The 22,663-nt window shown below is 64.6% G+C and carries 24 protein-coding genes; 10 read left to right on the forward strand and 14 right to left on the reverse strand.

Going from position 1 to position 22,663, the window contains the following annotated elements; translation table 11 throughout:
• Positions 1-179: 179 nt before the first annotated feature.
• Positions 180-1,007 (reverse strand): cold-shock protein, encoded by an 828-nt coding sequence (locus tag B6S01_RS21895; RefSeq protein ID WP_051908219.1) that lies wholly within the window; start codon positions 1,005-1,007, stop codon positions 180-182.
• A gap of 238 nt (positions 1,008-1,245) precedes the next feature.
• On the opposite strand from B6S01_RS21895, the gene B6S01_RS05570 reads away from it, so the two are divergent.
• The 4 genes from B6S01_RS05570 to B6S01_RS05585 all read left to right on the forward strand — a co-directional run bounded on the left by B6S01_RS05570 (position 1,246) and on the right by B6S01_RS05585 (position 3,988).
• A complete protein-coding gene (locus B6S01_RS05570; protein WP_037464992.1) occupies positions 1,246-1,863 on the forward strand; it encodes a ribonuclease D in 618 nt (205 codons plus the stop codon).
• 19 nt (positions 1,864-1,882) lie between these two features.
• Entirely contained in the window at positions 1,883-2,530 is a 648-nt protein-coding gene (locus tag B6S01_RS05575) for a hypothetical protein (protein ID WP_037464990.1), read from the forward strand.
• A complete protein-coding gene (locus B6S01_RS05580; protein WP_037464989.1) occupies positions 2,530-3,072 on the forward strand; it encodes an LptA/OstA family protein in 543 nt (180 codons plus the stop codon). The genes B6S01_RS05575 and B6S01_RS05580 overlap by 1 nt, the downstream gene beginning before the upstream one ends.
• 136 nt (positions 3,073-3,208) lie before the next feature.
• Positions 3,209-3,988, forward strand: a complete 780-nt coding sequence (locus B6S01_RS05585; RefSeq protein WP_156103349.1) for a hypothetical protein — start codon at positions 3,209-3,211, stop codon at positions 3,986-3,988.
• Between the two features lie 99 nt (positions 3,989-4,087).
• Here the strand turns inward: B6S01_RS05585 and B6S01_RS05590 are convergent, their stop codons facing one another.
• The 4 genes from B6S01_RS05590 to B6S01_RS05605 form a co-directional block, all read right to left on the reverse strand.
• The gene (locus tag B6S01_RS05590; protein WP_037464987.1) at positions 4,088-4,678 is read right to left on the reverse strand and encodes a histidine phosphatase family protein; all 591 of its coding nucleotides are present in this window, start codon (positions 4,676-4,678) and stop codon (positions 4,088-4,090) included.
• 53 nt (positions 4,679-4,731) lie between these two features.
• On the reverse strand, positions 4,732-5,526 hold the full coding sequence (locus B6S01_RS05595; protein WP_037465250.1) for a 3-deoxy-manno-octulosonate cytidylyltransferase: 795 nt from the start codon (positions 5,524-5,526) through the stop codon (positions 4,732-4,734).
• 8 nt (positions 5,527-5,534) lie between these two features.
• Positions 5,535-6,542: a KpsF/GutQ family sugar-phosphate isomerase gene (locus B6S01_RS05600; protein ID WP_037464984.1), complete on the reverse strand. Its 1,008-nt coding sequence runs from the start codon at positions 6,540-6,542 to the stop codon at positions 5,535-5,537.
• A gap of 295 nt (positions 6,543-6,837) precedes the next feature.
• Positions 6,838-7,836: an NAD-dependent epimerase/dehydratase family protein gene (locus tag B6S01_RS05605; protein ID WP_037464981.1), complete on the reverse strand. Its 999-nt coding sequence runs from the start codon at positions 7,834-7,836 to the stop codon at positions 6,838-6,840.
• Positions 7,837-8,026: 190 nt separating this feature from the next.
• Between B6S01_RS05605 and B6S01_RS05610 the strand changes: the two genes are divergently transcribed.
• Entirely contained in the window at positions 8,027-9,157 is a 1,131-nt protein-coding gene (locus B6S01_RS05610; RefSeq protein WP_037465247.1) for a GNAT family N-acetyltransferase, read from the forward strand.
• Positions 9,154-10,014: a cupin-like domain-containing protein gene (locus B6S01_RS05615; RefSeq protein WP_037464977.1), complete on the forward strand. Its 861-nt coding sequence runs from the start codon at positions 9,154-9,156 to the stop codon at positions 10,012-10,014. Before B6S01_RS05610 ends, B6S01_RS05615 begins: the two co-directional genes overlap by 4 nt.
• Here B6S01_RS05615 and B6S01_RS05620 read toward each other — a convergent pair.
• The 3 genes from B6S01_RS05620 to B6S01_RS05630 are packed head-to-tail and all read right to left on the reverse strand — an operon-like array spanning position 9,992 to position 12,517.
• Entirely contained in the window at positions 9,992-11,062 is a 1,071-nt protein-coding gene (locus tag B6S01_RS05620) for a GNAT family N-acetyltransferase (RefSeq protein WP_037464975.1), read from the reverse strand. The genes B6S01_RS05615 and B6S01_RS05620 overlap by 23 nt on opposite strands.
• A gap of 57 nt (positions 11,063-11,119) precedes the next feature.
• The gene (locus B6S01_RS05625; RefSeq protein WP_037464973.1) at positions 11,120-11,485 is read right to left on the reverse strand and encodes a DUF962 domain-containing protein; all 366 of its coding nucleotides are present in this window, start codon (positions 11,483-11,485) and stop codon (positions 11,120-11,122) included.
• A gap of 60 nt (positions 11,486-11,545) precedes the next feature.
• Entirely contained in the window at positions 11,546-12,517 is a 972-nt protein-coding gene (locus tag B6S01_RS05630) for a serine hydrolase (protein ID WP_037464970.1), read from the reverse strand.
• Positions 12,518-12,604: 87 nt separating this feature from the next.
• Here B6S01_RS05630 and ung point away from each other — a divergent pair, with 87 nt between their 5' ends.
• On the forward strand, positions 12,605-13,300 hold the full coding sequence (ung, locus tag B6S01_RS05635) for a uracil-DNA glycosylase (protein WP_037464968.1): 696 nt from the start codon (positions 12,605-12,607) through the stop codon (positions 13,298-13,300).
• A gap of 24 nt (positions 13,301-13,324) precedes the next feature.
• Here ung and B6S01_RS05640 read toward each other — a convergent pair whose 3' ends face one another.
• Positions 13,325-13,996 carry a spermidine synthase gene (locus tag B6S01_RS05640; protein WP_169802837.1) on the reverse strand — a complete coding sequence of 224 codons (672 nt, stop codon included), beginning with the start codon at positions 13,994-13,996 and terminating at the stop codon, positions 13,325-13,327.
• Between the two features lie 140 nt (positions 13,997-14,136).
• Between B6S01_RS05640 and B6S01_RS05645 the strand changes: the two genes are divergently transcribed.
• Positions 14,137-14,583: a hypothetical protein gene (locus B6S01_RS05645; RefSeq protein ID WP_037464963.1), complete on the forward strand. Its 447-nt coding sequence runs from the start codon at positions 14,137-14,139 to the stop codon at positions 14,581-14,583.
• A 181-nt stretch (positions 14,584-14,764) separates the two neighbouring features.
• Here B6S01_RS05645 and rpoZ read toward each other — a convergent pair whose 3' ends face one another.
• Complete coding sequence (gene rpoZ, locus B6S01_RS05650) at positions 14,765-15,109, reverse strand: DNA-directed RNA polymerase subunit omega (protein ID WP_037464961.1); 345 nt, start codon at positions 15,107-15,109, stop codon at positions 14,765-14,767.
• Positions 15,110-15,232: 123 nt separating this feature from the next.
• Between rpoZ and B6S01_RS05655 the strand changes: the two genes are divergently transcribed.
• Positions 15,233-16,435: a phospholipase D-like domain-containing protein gene (locus B6S01_RS05655; protein WP_037464959.1), complete on the forward strand. Its 1,203-nt coding sequence runs from the start codon at positions 15,233-15,235 to the stop codon at positions 16,433-16,435.
• 22 nt (positions 16,436-16,457) lie between these two features.
• Here B6S01_RS05655 and B6S01_RS05660 read toward each other — a convergent pair whose 3' ends face one another.
• The 3 genes from B6S01_RS05660 to B6S01_RS05670 all read right to left on the reverse strand — a co-directional run bounded on the left by B6S01_RS05660 (position 16,458) and on the right by B6S01_RS05670 (position 19,366).
• Complete coding sequence (locus tag B6S01_RS05660; RefSeq protein ID WP_037465245.1) at positions 16,458-17,288, reverse strand: sulfite exporter TauE/SafE family protein; 831 nt, start codon at positions 17,286-17,288, stop codon at positions 16,458-16,460.
• A gap of 291 nt (positions 17,289-17,579) precedes the next feature.
• On the reverse strand, positions 17,580-18,788 hold the full coding sequence (locus tag B6S01_RS05665) for a CmpA/NrtA family ABC transporter substrate-binding protein (protein ID WP_037464956.1): 1,209 nt from the start codon (positions 18,786-18,788) through the stop codon (positions 17,580-17,582).
• Positions 18,785-19,366: an ANTAR domain-containing response regulator gene (locus B6S01_RS05670; RefSeq protein WP_037464954.1), complete on the reverse strand. Its 582-nt coding sequence runs from the start codon at positions 19,364-19,366 to the stop codon at positions 18,785-18,787. Before B6S01_RS05670 ends, B6S01_RS05665 begins: the two co-directional genes overlap by 4 nt.
• Before the next feature lie 186 nt (positions 19,367-19,552).
• Here B6S01_RS05670 and B6S01_RS05675 point away from each other — a divergent pair, with 186 nt between their 5' ends.
• On the forward strand, positions 19,553-21,142 hold the full coding sequence (locus B6S01_RS05675) for an ABC-F family ATP-binding cassette domain-containing protein (RefSeq protein ID WP_174525890.1): 1,590 nt from the start codon (positions 19,553-19,555) through the stop codon (positions 21,140-21,142).
• Here the strand turns inward: B6S01_RS05675 and B6S01_RS05680 are convergent.
• Positions 21,139-22,617, reverse strand: a complete 1,479-nt coding sequence (locus tag B6S01_RS05680; RefSeq protein ID WP_051908218.1) for a DHA2 family efflux MFS transporter permease subunit — start codon at positions 22,615-22,617, stop codon at positions 21,139-21,141. The two genes, B6S01_RS05675 and B6S01_RS05680, sit on opposite strands and share 4 nt — an antisense overlap.
• Between the last annotated feature and the right edge of the window lie 46 nt (positions 22,618-22,663).

Genomic DNA, 22,663 nt, shown 5'->3' on the forward strand with positions numbered 1-22,663 from the left:
GAGAGCGGGCCCTAGAAGCGGTAGCGAACGCCTATAACGCTGGGTTCAAGGATGGCTTTCAATCTGGACACCCAAGCCGCAAACACATTTGGTTTGTAAACTACATAGCCACCAACAAAAAAGGGGCCGCCGGGCAGGCGACCCCTTTTATCCTCTCCGCGAAAGCGGTCGGGTTTGTTTTAGTCGGCTTTCGACTGGAGGTTGACGGCGGCGTATTTGCCGCGACGATCTACTTCCAGTTCGAAGTCCAGGCGGTCGCCTTCGTTGAGGGCGGACATGCCTGCGCGTTCCACGGCGCTGATGTGGACGAACGCGTCGGGCTGACCGTCGTCGCGCTGGATGAAGCCGAAGCCCTTCATGGCGTTGAAGAACTTGACAGTGCCGCTGGCGCGTTCACCGGTCAGCTGACGCTGCGGGCCACCGCTGCGTTCGCCGCCGCCGAAGCCGCCGCGTTCAGCGCCGAAGCCGCCTGCACGGGGTTCGCGGGGTGCGCGATCCTGTACGGGGAGCGGCTCGCCTTCAATCTTGAGGTCGGTCGCCGAAATCTTGCCGCCACGGTCCACCAGGGTAAAGCCGAGCTGCTGACCTTCGGCCAGGCCGGTCAGGCCCGCCTGCTCAACGGCGCTGATGTGGACGAACACGTCCTCTGCGCCATCGTCACGGACGATGAAGCCGAAGCCCTTTTGCCCGTTGAAGAATTTGACTACGCCAGTGCCTTCGCCAACGACCTGCGCGGGCATGCCACCGCCGCCGCCGCGACCGCCGCCGAAACCACCGCCGCCGCCGCCGCCGCCGCCGCCGAAGCCGCCACCGCCGCCGCTGCGGAAACCGCCGCCACCGCCGCCGCCACCGAAGCCGCCGCGGTCACCACCGCCGAAACCACCACGATCACCGCCGCCGAAGCCGCCACCAAAACCGCCGCGATCGCCGCCATAAAAATTATCGTCGCCGAAACTGTCGCGCTTATCCTTGCCGCGCCCGCCGCGGCGACCTCTATCAAAACTCATGCCCTGTTGGTCACTTTCGCTTCGCCCTTACGATACCGGATAAACATGCCGGGCGAAGACATGCAGAATCCACCGCAACACATGCGGTTTGGGAATCACTATATCAGTTTTTCAGGGCAGCGCGAATGATTTTAGCCCGAATGCCGCCACATTTGCGGGAATCGGGCTGGAACGAGGCTTTTGAGCCGGGCCAAAAGCGTCGATTGAGTTACGCCCGCTTTCGCCATAGAGGGGGTGGATGAGCGTATATTTTCATGAAGAGGACCTGCCCGCAGACGTCCTCGCCCCCGGCGCGATCGCCGTAGATACCGAAACCATGGGCCTGATCACGCCGCGCGACCGGCTGTGCGTGGTGCAGATCAGCGACGGCCAAGGCGACGAGCATCTGGTGCGCTTTGGTCCGGAAAGCGACTATGCCGCGCCCAACCTTCGCGCGGTGCTGGCCGATCCGGAGCGGCTGAAGCTCTATCATTTCGGGCGTTTCGACATTGCGGCGATCAAACATTATCTGGGCGTGGTGGCGGCCCCGGTCTATTGCACCAAGATCGCGTCGCGCCTGATCCGCACCTATACCGACCGGCACGGGCTGAAAGAGCTGGTTCGCGAATTGCTGGGACAGGAAATCAGCAAGCAGCAGCAGTCGAGCGACTGGGGTTCGCCCACCTTGTCGGACGCGCAGAAGGAATATGCGGCGTCGGACGTGCGCTACCTGCATGCGTTGAAGGCGGAACTGGACAAGCGGCTGGTGCGCGAAGGCCGGATGGAACTGGCGCAGGCCTGTTTCGATTTTCTTCCCCACCGGGCAGAGCTGGACCTGGCGGGCTGGCCGGAGATCGACATCTTCGCGCATATGTGAGGACGAAAAGCTTTACCCCATGTCCATTCAGGCCGAACAGCAACGTCACGCCAGGCGCCATTGGGCGCAGCCGGGCGGCCGCCATGACAGGCTGGTCGCGCGGCTGAAAAACTGGCTGCCCGTGTCGGTGGGCGTGCTGGCGGCGCTGTTGGTGACGGCGCCCTTTACCGGCGGGGACAAGGTGAGCTTCGTGCTCGACAAGAACAAGGTCGAAGTGGCGAAGGAACGGATGCGCGTATCCGAAGCCCTGTATCGCGGGGAGGATGGCAAGGGGCAGCCTTTTTCCCTGCGCGCGGGATCGGCGGTGCAGAAAAGCTCGCGCGAGCCGATCGTGGACCTGAATGACATGTCGGCGCGGATATTGCTGAGCGAAGGGCCGGCGGTGCTGACCGCGCGCCAGGGACGCTATGACATGGACAGCGAGCGGGTGGCGGTGGACGGGCCGGTGCAATTCGAAGCGGCGGGCGGATACCGGCTGACCACGCGGGACGTTGGCATTGACCTGAAAACCCGGCGCATGCGCAGCGACGGACGCGTTGACGGGCGAATCCCCATCGGCACGTTCAGCGGCGACCATCTGGAAGCGGACCTGGGCGCGCGCACGGTGACGCTGAACGGCAGGGCAAGCTTGCGCATCGAGCAAAATGGCATCAAAGGGCAGAGGTGATGAAAAGATCGCTGATCCTGCTGACTACCGGCGCGCTGGGCGCGGCACTGGCCTATGCCGGCGCGGGCGCGCAGGTGCTGAAAAACCACGACAGCAACGCGCCGGTGAACTTCAACGCCGACCGGATCGAGGTGCAGGACCGCGCCGACCGCGTCGTCGTGTCGGGCAATGTCGAAGTGACGCAGGCCGGCATGAAGCTGAATGCCGCACGCATGACCGTCGCCTATCGCAACGGTACTGGCGATAGCGGGGTCGAGATCGACCGGATCGACGCTTCGGGCAATGTCGTCGTGACCAAGGGGAGCGAGACGGCACGCGGCAATGTGGCGATATACGACCTCAACCGCCGCCTGATCACCATGCTGGGCAATGTTTCGCTGACGCAGGGAAGCAACCGGCTGACCGGCGGGCGGCTGGTGATCGACCTGACCAGCGGACGATCAACCGTAGATGGCCGCGCATCAGGCGGAGCATCGGGCGTTTCAGGCGGATCGGGCGGGCGCGTATCGGGCACGTTCACCGTCCCTCAGCGCAGCAACTGACACTCGTTTCCCAGGCGACGAGGCGAGGATTCTTGCGGCAGAAGGGCCACTGTCAGCAGACGAATCATGGCATTTTCATGGCAAAGTGATAGAGTGATTATCAGCGGGGTCGTCTCTCGATTCTGCGAGGTCCATCATGTCACGGTTGCGGATGGCGGCGGTTGCCGCCTGTAGTTTCTTCACACTCTCATCAGTCCAGGCCGTGGCCTCGGAAGCGAAGCAGTGCTGGCATCCCTATGAAGTCGAAGCCGCCAAGGTGCGGGATTTGCATGTCATGCTGATGCTGGGGGCGCTGCGCTGCAAGGCGGCGAACAAGGATATGATGGGCAAATATGAAGCGTTCACCGCCAGCAAGAGCGGGCTGCTGAACAGCTACAACAATGTGCTGAAAACCCGGTTCATGCGCGTGAACGGCATCAGCGATGCACAGCGCGCCTATGAAGCATTCAACACAAGGCTGGGCAACAGCCATTCGGGTCTGGCGCAGGCGGCGAGCTATTGCGCCATGACCGACACGTTGCTGACCCTGGCGGCGAGCGCGAACGACCGCGAACTGCCGCAACTGGCGACAAGCTTTTCGGAAAGCGCGCTGGGCATCGACACGCTGTGCGAGCCTCCGGCAGCAGCGGTGACGGCTCCAGCGACAGCCGCGCCGCATGAGGCGATCACTGCGACGCAGGCGGCTCCGGCGACCGTTGCCGTTGCCAAGCCCGAAGAAGCGGTCACGGAGCCGGTGTCGGCGGTGGCGGCGCTGGAGGCGGCGGCCGTGGCGCTGCAGAACGCCGCGGCGAGCCTCAAGGCGCAGTCCGCGGCTCCGGAGGCGACAGAATCGGCGGACAAGCCCGTGACGGCTGCGCCGGAGGCCAGTCCGGCAGTGCCGCAACCGGTGACGGCAAAGGCGGCCCCGACCGGATGAGCGCCCAAGGGCGCCGGTTGCCGGGAACGAAATGAGCGGCAGGGGTCCGACCCACCCCGCCGCCCATTCAGGGGTGAGAAGGGAGATTCCCTTCCGATCCTATGGCCGCTGATCCCACGAACGGAGGCTGACGGTTCCATTCCCTTCCACGGCGAGTTCGCCAAAGGCGCCTGTGCGCAACTTTAGCGAGGCGGGGGACAGGCCAAGGGCGAGCAGCGCGAAGCGGGCCGCGCCGTTGCTCGTGACGAGAAGGTCCGCGCCCTCCCCTCCTTTGGCGAACCAGTCTTTCCAGGCGGCGATGCGGCTTTCGGCGTCAACGGTCCAGCCAGCAGGCGCGATGCCGTGCGCATCCCAGTCGTGGATCGCCTGCGCACCGATGCGGGCGATCACTTCGGCTTCGGGACGGCCTTCGTCGGATCCGTGGTCGATTTCGTTGAGCCAGGGAAGCGTGCCATCGGGGGCATGGCCGATGGCGGCCCCGATCCGCGCTGCGGTTTCTGTCGCGCGCAGCAAGGGGCTGCTGAAGAGATGGCGGACCGGAAAGTCCTGGCCAGCGAACCATTGGCCGAGGCGGTCGGCCTGCACGCGCCCGCTATCCACCAGCGGGAGATCGGTGCCCGCGCCAATCCGACAAGCCGCCGCGCTGCTTTCGAAGGTGTTGCCGTGGCGTATGATGAAGATGCGGCGCATGGGATTAACTGGACTGTTGTGCGTAAAACGGGACCGGGGCGTGTTGGCCGAATTCACAGCGGCGTGGGGTCGCCATGGGCCGCGATCAGGGCTTCGACGCGCTGGATGTCGGCTTCGGTATCTATTCCCGAGCTGTCGAACAGCGGCGGATCGATGGCGACGGTCGTGACGGGAATGCCGAGTTCGATCAGGCGCAGCTGTTCCAGCCCTTCGAGATTTTCCAGAGCGGTGGGCGGCGTCTGCTCAAAGCGTTGGAGGGCGTCGAGCGTATAGCCGTATAGGCCGACATGCCGCCAGACGGGAGACAGGGGCTGGCTGGCGCGCAGAGCCTCTTCATTGCGGATGGCGGGGATGATGTTTTTCGAGAACCAGAGCGCGCGTCCGTCGGGCGCGCGGGCGCAGGTGGTGCCGCTGAAAGGAGAGCAACGCTTGTGATCGCGCAATGCGTCGAGTGCGGGCCAATCGAGCGCAATGACGGGGGTCGCGACCTGCGCGCCCGATTGCAGCGCGGCGATGACGGCGCGCAGCGCGCCATGCGGCTGGAAGGGCGAATCCCCTTGCAGGTTGACGACGAAGCGTGGCGGCGCAGGGCGTTGCAGCGCGGCGGCCAGCGCGCGGCCTGAGCCTGTCGCGATCGCGCTGTCGGTCATGATCGCATCGCACCCGGCAGCATGGGCATGATCGGCGATTTCCCGGTCATCGGTCGCGACGACCAGATCGGTATCGACGAGGCCAGCGACAGCGGCGCGGGCCATGGCGATGGTCCGGTGCAGCAGCGTCCGCCCGGCGATCAGGCGCAGGGGCTTGCGCGGCAAGCGGGACGAGCCCGCGCGCGCCGGAATGACGATGATGCTGTTCAGGCGACCCCGGCGTGCAGCAGGTCGTGCATATGGACCGCCCCCATCAGCCGCCCACCTTCGCAGACGAACAGCAGAGTGATGTTGTGCATGTGCATCAGGCGCAGCGCTTCGGACGCCAGCTCGTCGGGGCCGACGGAGAGCGGCGGCACCGTCATGAACCGGCCGACCGCTTCGGTCAGTTGCTGCGTGCCCGTGACCGTGCGGCGCAAGTCGCCATCGGTGAAAGCGCCGATCAGTTCCCCGCCCTGGTTGATAACGGCGGTGCCGCCCAGGCGCCCGCGCGTCATTTCGATGGTCGCGTCGAGCAGCGAGGCGTCTTCGCACACGCGCGGCACGGCGTCGCCCGCAGCCATCAGGTCGCGCACCTTGAGCAGTTGCGCGCCCAGGCGGCCGTTGGGATGGAATTTGTGGAAGTCATCGGCCGAAAAGCCGCGCATTTCCATGAGCGCGATGGCGAGCGCGTCGCCGAACGCCATCTGCACCGTGGTCGAGGTAGTGGGAGCAAGCTCATTGGGGCAGGCTTCGCGGACGGCGGGCAGCAATATGCAGACATCCGACGCGCTGGCCACCGTGCTTTCCGCGCGCGCCGTCAGGCCGAGCAGCGGAATGCCGAAGCGTTTGCAATATTGGATGATCGGGCCGAGTTCGTTGGACTCGCCCGAATGAGACAGCATCAGCACGATGTCGTCGGGCGTCACCATGCCAAGATCGCCATGTCCAGCGTCGGCCGGGTGCATGAACAGCGCCGGTGTCCCGGTGGATGTCAGCGTCGCGGTCATCTTGCGCGCGACGATGCCGCTCTTGCCCATGCCGGTGACGATCAGGCGGCCGCGCACATTCATGATCATGCCGACCATGCGCAGAAATATGGCCGCAAAATCGCGGTCGGCAAATTTCGCTTCAAGCGCGTTCAGCCCGTGAGACGCAACGGACAAGGTCCTGCAGGCCGTTTCCACGATGCGGCTGCCGGAATTGAATGGCACGATTTTCGATACTGTCGACACGCTTTTTCGCCCTTTTTTCCATGCTTTACCGCCGAGTTTCCCGTACGGCTGCACATGGCGGCGGGCGCCATGACTGGCGCACCGCATTATCATCGATTCAGCGACCTCCCTCGGCTACAAGCCGACCCCGGCCACGGAAATAGGCCTGTTGCGAGAAGGTTGGCAATTCATTTTGCAAACGCGAATGAAAATTTGCGCGCCTTTATTGCCACAGGAAACGGAAATTATTGCTGATTCATGACTATCGGGAACCTATTGCACACCAGCGCGTAGTGGCGCGGATTTGCCTGACGGTTCAGCTTGCGTGATAGTCGCGATACCAGGATACGAAGCGCGGAACGCCGACTTCTATGCCCGTCGTGGGGGCAAAACCGACGTCACGGGCGATCGCGCTGATGTCCGCGAAAGTGGCGGGCACGTCGCCCGGCTGCATCGGCTGAAAATCGATTTCCGCCTTGCGCCCGATCGCCTGTTCCAGAACCGAAATCAGGTGCATCAGCTCTTCGGGGCGATTGTTGCCGATATTGTAGAGCCGGTGCGGCGAGCGGCTGCCCCCCGCCTTCAGCCCGCCGTCATCGGCAGGCGCGTGGTCGAGGCAACCGATCACGCCGCTGACGATATCGTCGATATAGGTGAAGTCGCGCTGCATCCGGCCATGGTTGAACACGGGGATCGGATCCCCGGCGAGGATCTTCTTCGTAAAGATCCACATCGCCATGTCGGGACGGCCCCAGGGACCATAGACCGTGAAGAAGCGCAGGCCCGTCATCGGTATGCGGAAAAGATGGGCGTAGGTTTCGCTCATCAGCTCGTCCGCACGCTTTGTGGCGGCGTAGAGCGAAACGGGATGATCTGCGCGGTCCTCGACCCGGAACGGCAGCACATCATTGCCGCCATAGACGGATGAGGAGGAGGCATAGACCAGATGCCGCACCCGCCGCTCCCGCGCCAGTTCGAGCATGTTGACATGGCCCGCCAGATTGGAGCGGACATAGGCATGCGGGTTGATGAGCGAATAGCGCACGCCCGCCTGCGCGCCGAGGTGGACGATCGCCTCCACCGTCTGCCCGGATAGCGCGGCATTGAGCGCGTCCATGTCGGCGAAGTCCAGTTCCGCGAAGGTGAACAGCTTGCCATGGCGTTCATGCAGGGCGGCGACCCGGTCCCGTTTCAGCGACACCGGGTAATAATCGTTCATATTGTCGATGCCGATCACCGCCCGCCCCGCGGCGAGCAGCCGGTCGGCGACGGCCATGCCGATGAACCCGGCCGCGCCTGTGACAAGGATGGTCATGCGTCCACCGCCGCGCGTGACAATATATGGTCGGTCGGCATGGGAATCTCTTTCAGCGGTGGGATCTTAGCTTTCTGTAAACAGACAATCCGACGCGCGATGTAAAGGGCTTTCCCCGAAAGAGGCACGCGCCTGTCCAAATGAGGCGAGTTTAGTCTTTCCCTAATCATTGATGCTTATGCGCTGGGGCATGGACATGGCATCCCATCCCCTGGCCAGCGGCAGCCGCATCTATGGCCCTGCGCAGCGCGCGCGCTGGACGGCGCTGGCGGCGGACGCGGCGGAGGCCAACGCCTTTTATGCGCCGGACATGCTGTGCGCGGCGCTGGACCACCTGGCGAGCGCGCCCGGCGTACGTCTGGTCGAGGCGCAGGCGGGCGGCGAGCTGATCGGGCTGCTGCCGGTGGTGGTCAGCCAGCGCCATGGCCGGTTGCCGATCGCCAGCGTGGAAAACTGGATGCACGCGCACTGCTTTTTCGGCGCGCCGCTGATCCGGCGGGGGCAGGAGGTCGCGGCGTGGCGCGGATTGCTGGCGCAGCTGGACGACGCGCATTGGGCGCCGGGTTTTTTGTATTTGCAAGGGCTGGACGCGGCGGGCGCGAACGCAGCGGCGCTGGAGGCGCTGTGCGTCGAACAGGGACGCGGGCGGCGCGAGGTGCATCGCCATGACCGCGCGATGCTGCGGTCTGCGCTGGACGCCGAAAGCTATTGGGAAACGCATGTCCGCGCGAAGAAGCGCAAGGAGATCAGGCGGCTGCAAAAGCGGCTAGCGGAGCTGGGCGCGGTCGAGCAGCGGCAACTGGAGAAGCGGGCGGAGCTGCCCCATTGGTGCGCCGATTTCCTGACGCTGGAGGCGGCCGGATGGAAGGGGCGCGAGGGCACGGCGATGGCCTGTTCACCCAGCGACGCCGCCTTTTTCCGGGCGGCCTGCGCGGCGGCGTTCGACGCGGGGCGGCTGCATTTCCTGCGCATCGACCTTGACGGTCGGCCGATCGCGATGCTGGCGAATTTCCGGCATGGCGAGGGCGCTTTTTCCTTCAAGATCGCCTTTGACGAGGAATTGGGACGTTTTTCGCCCGGCGTGCTGATCGAGCTGGCGAACCTGCATGCGGTGCAGGGGGACCCGGACATTGGGTGGATGGACAGCTGCGCGGCGGCTGACCATCCGATGATCGACAGCCTTTGGGCCGAGCGGCGGACCATCGTCCAGTACCGCATCGCGCTGCGCGGGCGGGGACTGGACCGGATGAGGCGCACTGCGGCCTTTGCGCTCGCCAATGGCGCAGAGGCGCTCGCCAGCCGACTGAAAGGACAATCATGACCGCGCATTCGCCGATTGCGGCGCAAGTCTTTCCCCCAGAGGCACGGCAGCGCTTTGCCGCGATATATCCAGACGAGGCGGCCAGGCTGACGCATGGGCTGACCGGCCACCCGCTGCTGGCGATCGAGGCGCTGGCCGGACTGGCGGAACGGATGCCTGCGGCGTCGGTCGAATATAATCTGGGCGCGCTGCCGCTGGGCGTACGGCCGGAGGATACGCCATCCAACGGGTTGAGCCTGGGCGACACGATCCGCACTATCGAGACAAACGGCAGTTGGGCGGTGTTGAAGAATGTCGAGCGGGACGCGGCCTATGGCGCGCTGCTGGACGCGGCGCTGGCCGAAATTGCGCCGCTGGTCGAAGCGCGCACCGGGCCGATGCTGAACCGGGAGGCGTTCATTTTCCTGTCCTCGCCCCGCAGCATCACGCCATTCCACATGGACCCGGAGCATAATATCCTGCTCCAGATCATGGGTGAGAAGGTGATGACCGTCTTTCCCGCTGGCGACGAGGAATTGGTGCCCGCCGTACAGAGCGAGGCGTTCCACGCAGGCGGGCATCGCAATCTTGTGTGGCAGGAAGCGTTTCGCGCGCGCGGGACGGCGGTGACGCTGGCGCCCGGCGATGCGATCCATGTGCCGGTCAAGGCGCCGCATTTCGTGGAAAATGGCGCGGGCGTGTCGATCAGCCTGTCGGTGACATGGCGGTCGGAGCGGAGCGTGGCGGAGAGCGAACTGCACGGGCTGAATGCGCTGCTGCGGCGGCGGAGATTGCCCACGGGTCGGATCGGCGCGCGGCCGGAGCGGCAGGGCGTGCGGCGGCTGGCCTATCGGATCATGCGGAAGCTGGGCGTTTAAGCACCCGGCGGAGCAATGCTTCACCCTCCAGACGCGGACTGAAGCGTTCAAGCTGCCACCATTCCAGCGCCTCTTCCCGCGTGGCGAGGCTTTGCTTGTAGCGGTCCTTGCCCGCCAGCAGGGAATAGAGCGAGACGCCGCGACCGGCATAATGATCGACGGCGGCGGCGTGGCAGAGCAGGCCGGGCTTGTCCTTCGCCGTGCGGGGGGCGGCAAAGGCGGACTGATAGTTCATCGCCTGACCGCGATACAGGAAATTGACGAGCAGGCCGACAACCCCGCCTTCATCGGTGAAGCGGAGCAGTTCCACTTCACCGGTCGTGCGGCCTCGCTCGGCAAGCATGGCGAGGAAATGACGGAAGGCAGGATCGGCCCAGGCGTTGTCGGCATGACGGCCTTCATTCAGGGCGCGCATCTCGTCCAGCCAGCTTTCTGCTTCTGCCATGCTTTGGGCAGTCGCAATGCGGGGCAGGCCGCCATGGTCCTTGATCGCGCGGCGGATCTGGCTGCGGGTGTTGGCGCTGAGCAGCGAGAGATAATCGCCGCCCGCCGCGCGCACGGCGTCGAGATCGACCTGATAGACTGGCGAACGGTCAAGGCAGGTGGCGCGGCGCAGCGAAAGGCCGAGCAAAGGCGATCCCGGCGCGATGCCGCTGAACCGCAGCGCACGCCAGTCCGCGCGGCGCAGAAGCGCGGTGTGAAAGGCTTGGGCAGCGTCCCCTTCCCTGCCGCGCGCAACCAGCAGGCCGTTATGTTCGACAAAGGGACGGTCGGCGACGGGATCGCCCGATTGATTGAGCGAGAGCGTCGCGCAGCGGCCAAGCAGGCGGGGCTGCATTGAATGGCCCAACAGCGCCAGCGCGATCTCCCTTCCCGCGTCATCCGTGACGGTGAGCAGGTCTGGCCGCACGGCGTAGCTGGCCAGCCAACTGCCGGTCCAGGTCCACCCCAGGAAGAAGGATGCATCCGAAGCCTCTTCCAGCGCCTGCCAGCGGGGCGCAAGATCGGCTGGGTCGGGCAGGCGGGAAAAGTGGGCGTTGAGGGCCATCGCCCTCCTTGTGGCAGAGCCGCCGGGGCGGTCAAGCCATGGCGATGACCGGCGGCATCAAAGGCAACGCCGCTTGTCGGGATCGACCGATCCGTCGCGCCGCACGCCCGCCCGCGCCAGATCGCGGCCCATGCGGCCAGTCAGAAAACGGAACCACATGCGAAAATCCGCACGAAGCGACCAAAGCGGATGACGGAAGGTGGCGGGCCGGTTTCGCTCAATCAGGCCATGACCGATCCACGCAAAAGCATAGCCAGCAATAGGAAGGGTGGGAAGAAGCCACCATTTGCCGGTCACGGGTAGCGCCGCGAGCAGGATGACGACCGTGCTGGTCCCGGCATAGTGCAAGGCCCGCGTCGCGGGGCGCGCATGTTCCTGAAGATAATAGGGCCAGAATTCGCGGAAAGCGGCAAAATCGCTCATTATCTCCCCTCCATATCGACCCTTCTAGGGAATAGGTCGATCCAGGTTAAGAAAGATGCGTCAGGCCGTGTGCAAATCGGGAGCGAACAGGAAATAGTCATAAGCCGCCCGCGCCACTTCCGCCATGATGCGGTCGCGGGCGGCATGGCCGCGATGATCCTTCATCACAAAGACCGAAATGGCGATCCTGCGGCCGTCGGGCAGCGTGATGATGCCGGTGTCGTTGCCAAGACCATTGAGCGTCCCGGTCTTGTGCGCGACCGGCGTACCGGGCGGACGCATGCCGACAAGGCGCGCCTTGCCCGTCCTGCAGCGGGACATGATGCCCAGCAGCATGGCGGCGCTGGGACCTTTCAGCGCCTTGCCATGATGAATGGCGGACAGCAGGTCGTTCATCGCGCGCGGCGTGGACGTGTCGCGAGGATCGGCGGCAAAGGCCATGTTGGGCAGGTCGCGCGCGTCACGCTGCCGCGAGGACAGCACGGATCCCGCTTCATCCCCTGCGGCCCCGAAATCGACCTTGGCGCGGGCGAGAAGCTGGGCGGTATTGCTGTCCACCCGCTGACCGCGAATGCCGATCGACTTGAGCCAGCCATGCACCGCCTGCGGACCACCGGCCCGCGCGACCAGCGTATCGGTCGCCTCATTATCACTGCGCGTGAGCATCAGGTCGAGCAATGTATTGACGGACAGCGGCGTGCCGAGGCGCGGCAGCTTTTCATCGAGGCGCAGCGTGCCCGCATCGGCGAGCGAGAGGATCTTGCCAGCCACGGCCACCTTGTAGGTGCTGGCCATGGGGAAAAGCGTGTCGCCATTATATTGCAGCGTCTCGCCATTGTGCAGGTCGCGCACGGCGATGCCGACCGTCCCGTCGCTGAGCGTTGCGAAGCGCGCAAATTCACCGAGCAGCCGTGACTGCGCCGTCTGTTGCACCATGTCGGGCTTCGGCCCGAAGGCGTCGGCGGCAGGCAGTGGAGCGAGGAACAAGCCAAAGCCCGCCAGAAGGGCGGCAACGGAAAAACGACGCGGCATGAACCTTCTTTCCCCGATTCGCGGCTGTGGGGCAAGGCCGTTTGCACAGGTTGACAGGCCTCTGCCGACCGGGTCATCACCGGGCGCATGACAGAAACGATCAAGCTTCACGAAAGCTGGCGCGCGCCGCTGCGCCCGGAATTCGACCGCCCATATATGCAGACGCTGAAACAGTTTCTGGCGGAGGAGAAGGCGGCGGGAAAGCGCATCTTTCCCAAGGGCGGCGAGTATTTTCGCGCGCTGGACCTGACGCCGCTGGAACAGGTCAGGGTCGTCATCCTGGGGCAGGACCCCTATCATGGCGAGGGGCAGGCGCATGGCCTGTGCTTCAGCGTGCGGCCGGGCGTGCGGACGCCGCCATCGCTGGTCAACATCTACAAGGAACTGAAAAGCGACCTGGGCCTGACGCCGCCGCGCCACGGCTTTCTGGAACATTGGGCGCAGCAGGGCGTGCTGTTGCTGAACAGCGTGCTGACGGTCGAGATGGGCCGCGCGGCGTCGCACCAGAAGCGAGGCTGGGAGCAATTTACCGACGCGATCATCCGGGTCGTCAACAGCCGGGCCGACCCCGCCGTGTTCCTGCTATGGGGCGCCTATGCGCAGCGCAAGGCGGCGTTCGTCGATCAGGACAGGCATCTGGTGCTGAAGGCCGCCCATCCTTCGCCGCTGTCGGCGCATAACGGCTTTCTGGGATGCCGCCATTTTTCACAGGCCAACGCCTTTCTGGAGGCGAAGGGGCGTGGCGCGGTGGATTGGGCTTTGCCTGAGTGCGAAGTGGGGTGACGGGGACCAGCCGTCCCTGGCCGGTCACCGCTTCCGGGCGAACCAGATGACGTGGCGAGGCCCCTTGCCATTGTCGCGCGCCTTGACCGCAACTTCGTCCACCGCGAAGCCCGCGTTGCGCAGGCGGCGGGTGAAGGGATCGTCGGACCCGGCCGACCAGATGGCAAGGATGCCGCCCGGTTTCAGCGCCGCTTTCGCGGTGGCAAGGCCGCTCGCTGAATAGAGCCGGTCGTTGGCGGGTGCGGTGAGGCCGTCGGGGCCGTTATCGACGTCGAGGAGGATCGCGTCGTAGCTTTCATTGGCGGCGGCGATTTCGGCTGCCACATCGCCCTCGATCAGCGTGACGCGGGGATCGTCCAGACAGCCTGCGGCCAGCTCCGCCATCGGCCCGCGGGCCCATTCGATGATCTTGGGCACCAGTTCGACCAGCGTGATCCGCCCGCCCTGCACCAGTTCCGCCAAGGCAGCGCGCAGGGTGAAGCCCATGCCATAGCCGCCGATCAGAATATGCGGCGCGGGGCAGCCTTTCAACCGCTCCAGCGTCATGACGGCGAGCGCCTTTTCCGAACCGCTCATGCGGCTGCTCATCAACTCGTTGCGGTCGAGCACGATCATATGGTCGGCGCCGCGACGGTAGAGCTTCAGTTCCTGTCCGCCCGGTACGGGGGCGGTGTCGATCAATTCACGCGGTATCACGGCCATGTCCTTCCTTGGTCGGCCCCGCATGGCAGCTTGCTTGTGCGCACGCAAATCTTCAAAGGCTGGCGCAGGCGGCGCGACGCCCCTATCTGGCGAACGGTCCCCCTTCCCTTCTCAAGCAGGCAGTTCTTTTCCCGATGCGTTATTTCCTCGACACCGAATTCAACGGATTTGCGGGCGCGCTGATCAGCGTGGCGCTCGTCCCGGAGTTCGGCGACGACGAATTTTACGTGTCGCTGCCACTGGCGGAGGAGCCGCATGGCTGGGTCCAGCGCAACGTGATCCCCTATCTGCGCCATGTGCCGCCGGGGATCGACATGGAATTGGGCCGGGTGGAAGCGGCGCATCACCTGGCCGACTATCTGGCGGGTGATCCTGACCCCGTGATCGTGGCGGACTGGCCAGAGGATCTGGCGCATTTCTGCGCGCTGCTGGTGACCGGGCCGGGGCAGATGGTGGATATGAACGGGTTGCAGCTGCAACTGGTGAACGCGGCCGGGTTCAGCGCGGCGGCGAACAGCCGTATCCCGCACAATGCGCTGCATGACGCGCGCGCGTTGCGGGATTTTTGCCTGGGGAACTGAAAGGGGCTGGAGTCAGCCGTAAGGGCGCAGGCCAGGGCATGAGACCCCCGCGCTGGCTTCGCCGCCCTTCGGGTCGCTGGGCGACGGGGATGCTTACACGCGGCGCTGCCGAACAATTAGCGAGGCCCGGTCCTGCTTGCGCAGGCCGGGCCTCATTCCCTCTCCAAACCGATATCAGAGATCAGCCGTCGTAGTCGCCGCCAACATTCTGGTTGCGTGGCGGAGCCGCGGCGGTGAGGCGCAGGGCCTCCGCCGACTGGGCGATCGAACCGATTTCGTCAGGCGTGTCGTCATCGTCGATCTGCACCTTCTGGAGCGAACCGATAAGCGAATCGTGCAATTCAGCCGGGAGAACAGTTTCTTCCGCGATCTCACGCAAGGCGACAACGGGGTTTTTATCGCGGTCGCGGTCCAGCGTCAGTTCAGCCCCGCCGGAAATCTCACGGGCGCGCTGCGCCGCAAGCAGGACGAGATCAAAGCGGTTGGTAACCTTGTCGACGCAATCTTCGACGGTAACGCGGGCCAAACGGGCGCTCCTGACAACGGAATGAAAATCGTGAGGACCGCGCCTAACAGCGGCTGCCCGACGAGTCAACGAAAAGCCCATAAAGCCGTGGCGCGACGCGACAATTAGAGGCATGAATGGGATATGGCGACCAACCGGCAGTCCCCCGCAGAGTGTGCTGAGACCGGGATCAGCCTGTCGATCGGGGGGAATCGCCTGAAGGTGATACAATCCGGCCCCGCCCTGCGCGACGTGCTGATTGGCCTGATCGACGGGGCACGGGAGAGCCTGAAACTCTATTATTACATCTTTGCGGATGATGAGAGCGGGCGGATGGTGCTCGACCGGCTGGTCGCGGCGCGCGGACGCGGCGTTGCGGTCACGTTGATGATCGATGCGTTCGGATCGGCCGACACGCCCGTCGCTTTCTTCGACCCGCTGATCGCGGCGGGCGGGCATTTCGGGCGCTTCGGCGCGCGACGGTCGACCCGCTACCTGATCCGCAACCATCAGAAGATGACGATCGCGGACGACCGGCGGCTGTTGCTGGGCGGATTCAATGTCGAGGATTCCTATTTCGGACTGCCGCAGGACGATGCCTGGGCGGACCTGGGGCTGATCATCGATGGGCCTCAGGTGGCGGCGATGAGCAACTGGTTCGGGCAATTGTGGCGCTGGGTTTCGACCAGGCGGCAAAGTTTCCGCACGCTGCGGCGGATGGTGCGGCACTGGCATCCATCGCTGCATCATGATCCGGGCGATCCGATACGCTGGCTGATCGGCGGACCGACGCGCCGCTTGAGCCCTTGGGCGCAGGTGGTGAAGCATGACCTGGAGCATGCCAGCCGGGTGGACATGATCGCCGCCTATTTCTCCCCCGGACGCGGCATGCTGAAACGCATCGCCCGCGCCGCGCGGCGACAGGGCGCGCGGATCATATTGCCGTCCCGGTCCGACAATGGCGCGACGGTGGCGGCGGCGCGGCTGCTCTATGGCCCGCTGCTGAAGCGGGGGGTGGAGATATGGGAATATCAGACCTGCAAGCTGCACATGAAGCTGATCGTCATCGATGACGCCGTCTTTGTCGGATCGGCGAATTTCGACATGCGCAGCCTGTTCCTGAACCTGGAGATCATGCTGCGGATCGAAGACAAGACGTTGGCGCAGGAGGTGCGGGACTTCATCAGCCGCCGTGCGGGCGAGAGCCGTCAGGTGACGCTGGAAAGCCACAAGGCGCAGCGCGGCGTGCTGACGCTGATCAAGCAGTGGATCAGCTATTTCCTGGTGGGCGTGCTGGATTATACGGTTACGCGGCGGCTGAACTTTCGCGACCCCGACGCCGATTGACGGTCGGGGCCACAAAGGCCGGTCACATGCTGATCGCGTTGCGGAACATCACGAAGGCGATGATCACCAGATAGATGCCGAAGATGCGCTTGAGCAAATGGGCAGGCAGGCTGTGCGCGGCCGCCACGCCGAGCGGTGCGGTGAGGATCGACATGGACGCGATGGCCAGCGTCGCGGGCATGTTGACGAAGCCGAGCGATCCCCATGGCAGGCCGGTTTCCTTGAACCCGATCAGCGCGAAGCCGATGGCGCTGGGGATGGCGATCAGCGTGCCGATGCCCGACGCCGTGGCGATGGCGCGGTGAATGGAACGGCCGCACAGCGTCATCACCATGATCGCGATCGTGCCGCCGCCAATGCCGAGCAGCGCGGAAAAGGTGCCCAGTCCCCCGGCGATGCCGACGCGGACGATGCCCGACGGCATTTCCTCGCTAATGACCTTCCCGCCCACCCTGGGCAGCAGGAAATTGAGCGACATGAGGAACACGCCCACCGCGAAGATCATGGTCAGCACCTTGCCGTCCACATGCCCCGCGAGCAAAACCCCTACCCCGTCGCCCAAGATGATCCAGGGAGCCCAGGACTTGAGCACCTCAAACTCCACCGCGCCCCGCTTTGCATGAGCGAGCAGTGAGCGGATCGACGTGACGATAATCGTGGCCGCCGATGTGCCGATCGCCACATGGGCGATTGCCTCATGCGTGCCACCCAGCAACGGCAGGACAACGAACAGCGCGGGCACGACGACAAAGCCGCCGCCGATGCCGAAAATGCCTGCCGCAAAACCGGCAAACAGGCCCGCGCCCAGCATGGCGATCAACGGGATCAGCCAGTTGATGAGCTCGCCATGCATCAGCGCGCCTCCCTGCTGCCATGAGGCTTTGGACGCAGCAGCGGAGCGGCTAGGAAAATGCATTCGACCATGACGTGATACCCAGGCCTCTCTTCGTCGGGATGTGCTTGGTTGGGGCAGGGAACAACTGCCCCTGACAAGCTAGACGAACGAGGTCGGGGAACCCGCAAGGATGCGAAAGACTAGGGCGTAAACCCGAAGACGGTGGCCAGGTGGAACCGCCGCACGTCAGTCAGCGATCTCGCCAGCGGCCCCACGGATGCGCATTCCACGATATTGATTTCTGCGAAACTAGTCCTGGAAACTCGCCAGAAAATCATCGAACCGTTCGGGGTCGAACACGCGGCCGTCGAAAAACCGATCAGGCCCAAGCGTCAGCTCGCCACGTTTGGAGCCTACGGCCAGAGGCTGGCCAACCGCGCCTTCCACCTTCATGCTGGCGCCCGGAATCGGCACATTGCTCTCAGCCAGTGCGCGGCGGAAAATGTCAGGGCGGAAAACCGATGCGGCCTTGGCGGCATTTTCGGGCGTGTGCTCGACCATTTTCCAGCGGACCAGCTGCGAATAGAGCCAGAGCGCCTGACTGCGCCAGGGAAATGGCGTGGCCTCCCGCGAAAAAAGCATGAAGTCCGGCATATCGAGCGGCGGCATGCCGGTTCGGGCAATGATGCGGCCCGATAATGCACGTGCGACAAGGTCCGCGGGCTGATCGACGAAATGGCGTTGGGACAACAGATGCGCCAAAGCCTCATGATTTTCCCGTTCGTCGCACCAGGCGGCGGCACGCACCAGTGCGCGGATCAGGGCATCGACCGCCTGCGGATTTTCTTCCAGCCATGGCGTGCGGAACGCCAGCACCTTTTCGACCCCGCGCCGCCAGATGCGCTCGCCGATCGCCACGGCTTCGGCAAGGCCCGCATCGACTGCCGCGCTGCCCCAGGGCTCGCCTGCGATAAAGCCGTCAATCTCTCCCGCCCGCATCGCCTCTACCGTCAATGACGGCGGCACGACGCGCAACAGCACATCCCGGTCGGGATCGACGCCCGCGCTCGCCAACCAGTAACGCAGCATGATGGCGTGACTGGAAAAGCGATGGACGACGCCGATCACCGGCTTGCGCTTCCAAAGGCCGATGGCCGTCGCGAAATCATGCGCGGTGCCCAGCGGATCGTCGAGCCGGGCCGCGATATCGGGTTCAAGCGCCTGGGCGAACTCCCGCGCCATCACCAGCATATTGCCGTTGACGTTAAGCTTGTAGGGCGCGGCGAGGGGCGCTGGCTGCTGGCTCAAACCCAGCGTTACCGCGATGGCGAGCGGGGCGAGCATGTGCGCGGCCTGCACCTGACCGAAGATCAGCCGGTCGCGCAAGGTCGCCCAGCTGACCGTTCGGACGAGGTCGAGGGCAATGCCTTCTTCCTCGGCAAAGCCCTTTTCCCGCGCCACCGCCAGCACGGCGGAATCGGTCAGCGGCAGATAGGCGATACGCAGCGATGTCGTCACAGGCCACCTCCCAACAAATCGCTGGCTGTTATCAGTGCCTGAGCGACATCCACGATCTTCTTCCCCTGATTCATCGCGCTCGACCGCAATAATGCATAAGCGTCCGGTTCCGTCAGGCCGCGCTGGCTCATCAGAATGGACTTCGCGCGGTCGATGATCTTGCGGTCGGACAGCGCGGTGCGCGCATCATCAAGCTCGCTCTGGAGACGCGCAAAGGCGTTGAACCGGCGCACGGCCAGCTCCAGCACCGGCTTCACCCGCTCCTTGCGCAGGCCATCGACAACATAAGCGGATACGCCCGCGTCGATCGCCGCCCCGATCATCGATTCGTCGGATTGATCGACGAACATTGCGATCGGCCGGGCCAGCGCACGGCTGACAGAAAGCATTTCCTCCAGCGTGTCGCGGCTGGGGCTGCCCAGGTCCATCAGCACGACATCGGGCGCCATGCGTTCAAGCCGCGCGACGAAGCCGCCGCGCGGGGGAACGATATGGATATCGTCATAACCTGCCTCGCGCAGTCCATCTTCCAGAACCGTGGCGCGCAGGCCGCTGTCATCAATGATGACGATTCGCATTGGACCCAGCCCTTTTGGCTCTTCAGTGACCTTGATGCTGCGCCGCGTCAATCGGGGGCCGACGGCCCGGTTGTCAGCAACCGGCCCCTCCTATATAGCGACACTTGGACGTACGGAGGATCATCACCATGGACATGCAGCTGATCGCACAGCCCCAACGCTCTGCTTTCAGGAAGTTTTTTGTCCATGCCTGCCATCATCCTCTCTCGTCTCAGCTGGTCTGCGCCTGACGGCACAGCCGTCCTTTCAGACCTCGATTTTCGTTTCACATCCGAGCGGATCGGCCTTGTCGGGCGCAACGGCGTCGGCAAATCGACGCTGTTGGCGCTCATCGCCGGTCGGCTGAAAGCGGGCGGCGGAAGTATCCAGACCGGCGGCACGGTGGCAGAGCTGCGCCAAACGGTGCAGCCCAGCGCCGACGATACGATCGCCGACCTGTTCGGCGTCCGGAACGCCATCGCGCTTCTTGCCAAGGCCGAAAGCGGTTTGGCGGACATGGACGAGCTGGCGGCATGCGACTGGACGCTGCCCACCCGGATCGAAGAAGCCCTTGCCGAGGTCGGCTTGACCGCTACCCCGGAAACGCGTCTCGATCAGTTGTCGGGCGGGCAGCGGACCCGGGCGGCGCTCGCCGGCACGGTCCTTGCCCAGCCCGACTTCCTGCTGCTCGACGAACCCACCAACAATCTGGACGCAGAGGGCCGCATGGCGCTCATGGCGCTGCTCCGGCGCTGGCGCGCGGGCGCCATCGTCGTCAGTCATGACCGCGCCCTGCTGGAGGAGATGGATGCAATCGCCGAACTGACCAGCCTGGGGATCAGCCGCCACGGCGGCAACTATTCTTCATGGCAAGCGCGCAAGGCCATCGAACTGGCCGCTGCCGAGCAGGATCTCGCCCATGCCGAGCGGCAAATGGGAGAAATCGCCAAGCGCACCCAGATTGCCGCCGAACGCAAGCAGCGGCGCGATGCGGCCGGGGCGCGCAAGGGAGCAAAGGGCGACATGCCGCGCATCCTGATCGGCATGCGAAAGATTCGGGCGGAGGGCTCCGGCGGCGAAGCGGCGCGTCTTGCCGACCGCCTCCGCCGCGATGCCGTGCAAGCGGCCGAGGCGGCGCGTGAACGGATCGAACTTGTCGAAAGCCTGACCGTCGCATTGCCGCCAACCGGCGTGCAGCCGGGCCGCCGCATCGTGACGCTCGACCAGGTCACGGCAGGTCATGCCCCGGATAACCCGGTGTTGCGCGACCTGTCACTCACCATCGCCGGACCCGAGCGGGTCGCCATTACCGGCCCCAATGGCGTTGGCAAATCGACGCTGCTGCATGTCATCGCGGGCACGCTGCCCCCGCTTGCCGGTCGTGTCGATCGGGTCGCGGCCTGCGCTCTGCTCGACCAGCGCGTGGAACTGCTCGATCCTCGCGCCAGCATCGCCGATAATTTCGCACGGCTGCATCCGCAGGCCAGCCATAATGAGGTGCGAGCGGCGCTGGCGCGTTTTCGGTTTAGGGCGGACCTGGCATTGCAACGGGCCGGACATCTGAGCGGCGGACAATTGCTGCGGGCCGGGCTCGCCTGCGTACTCGGAGGCGCTACGGCGCCGCCTCTGCTGATGCTGGACGAGCCGACCAACCATCTGGATCTGGACAGTGTCGCCGCGATCGAACAGGGGCTGTTGGGCTATGACGGCGCGCTGATCGTGGTCAGCCACGACCAAGCCTTCCTGCGCGCCATCGGCATCGGCCGCGAGGTTCGCCTTGGCCAGGGCGTAAACTAATGCACTGCGGACGTGTCCACCCGGCCGGTCGGCTTGGGCGCGAGCCAGACCATCGCCCCGGCCAGGAACAACACCAGCGCCGCAATGAAGAATACATGGTTCATCGACATGACGGTCGCTTGCTGATCAACCAGATTGGCGAGCATCTCCGGCGTTTGCGCGGCCGTTATGCCGGCCCTTTCCAGCGAGGATCCCACGCCCGGATCAAGGGCGGCCACCATGTCATTGCGCGCAACGCGCTGGCCATTGCCCCAGCCGGTCAGGACCAGCGAAGTGGAAATTGCGACGGCCAGCGTGCGCAGAAAACTCTGCATCCCCGCTGCCGATGCGGTCTCTTCCGGCGGCACGGATGCAAGCGTCAGCGTGGTCAGCGGGATCATGAAAAAGGGCATGGCAAAGCCCTGCGCGATTTGCGGCATCGACAGCGTCCAGAAATCGGCCGTGCTGGCCCATCCCGAACGCCACAATGTCACGAAGCCCATCCAGACGACCGATCCCGAAATCAGAATTCGCACATCGATCTTCCCGACTGCGCGTCCGGCGAAAGGCGCCGCGATGATCGCGGTCATGGCGGTGAACGCGGTAACGAAACCCGCCGAATAGGCGGTGTAGCCCATCGACATTTGAAGCCATTGGGGAATGATGACGATGCCCGCAAAATAGGCGCCAAAGCATAGGGAAAGGGTGATCACCCCGGAGGTAAAGCCAATGTGGCGGAACACGCGCAGATCGACGATCGGATGTTCGTCCGTCAGTTCCCATATGATGAAGACAAGGAAACCGATGCCGGACATGACGGCAAGCGCCACGATCATCGGGTGGTTGAACCAGTCGTGGTCACGCCCTGTGTCGAGCATGATCTGAAGACAGCCGATCCAGAATATCAGCAATCCCAGCCCGATATAGTCGATGGGCAGCTTTTGCCTTTCGGTTTCAACCGGACGCAGCAGCGCTATCGCCGCGAAAACGCACATGGCGGCGATCGGCAGGTTGATGAAGAAGATCCAGTGCCAGCTCCAATTGTCGCTGATATAGCCCCCGAGGATCGGTCCCATGGCCGGACCCGCCAGCGTCGTCATGGCCCACAGGCCCATCGCCTTTGCCCGCTGTTCGGGCGGAAAGATGCGCATCATCAAGGCCTGCGACATCGGCATCAGCGGCCCGCCGCACAGCCCCTGCCCGATGCGGCAGGCGACAATCATGCCAAGCGTCGTCGATAGACCGCAAAGCAGCGAAAATATGCCAAAGCCGATCATGCCCCCGATGAACAGGCGCACCGTCCCGAAACGCAGCGCAAGCCAGCCGGTCAGCGGCACGCAGATCGCTTCCGCCACCGCGTAAGAGGTGATGATCCATGTCCCCTGATCGGCCGATATGCCCAGATCTCCGGCAATATGCGGAACCGACACATTGGCGATCGTCAGGTCCAGCACGACCATGAAGTTGCTCAACGCCAGGACCAGGCCGGCCAGCATGCGCTGCCGGGGGGTCAGGGTAAAGCTCTCGGCTGCGCCTTTCACC

Origin of the sequence: Sphingobium herbicidovorans, from assembly GCF_002080435.1 — a bacterium.
Classification (GTDB): Bacteria; Pseudomonadota; Alphaproteobacteria; order Sphingomonadales; family Sphingomonadaceae; genus Sphingobium; species Sphingobium herbicidovorans.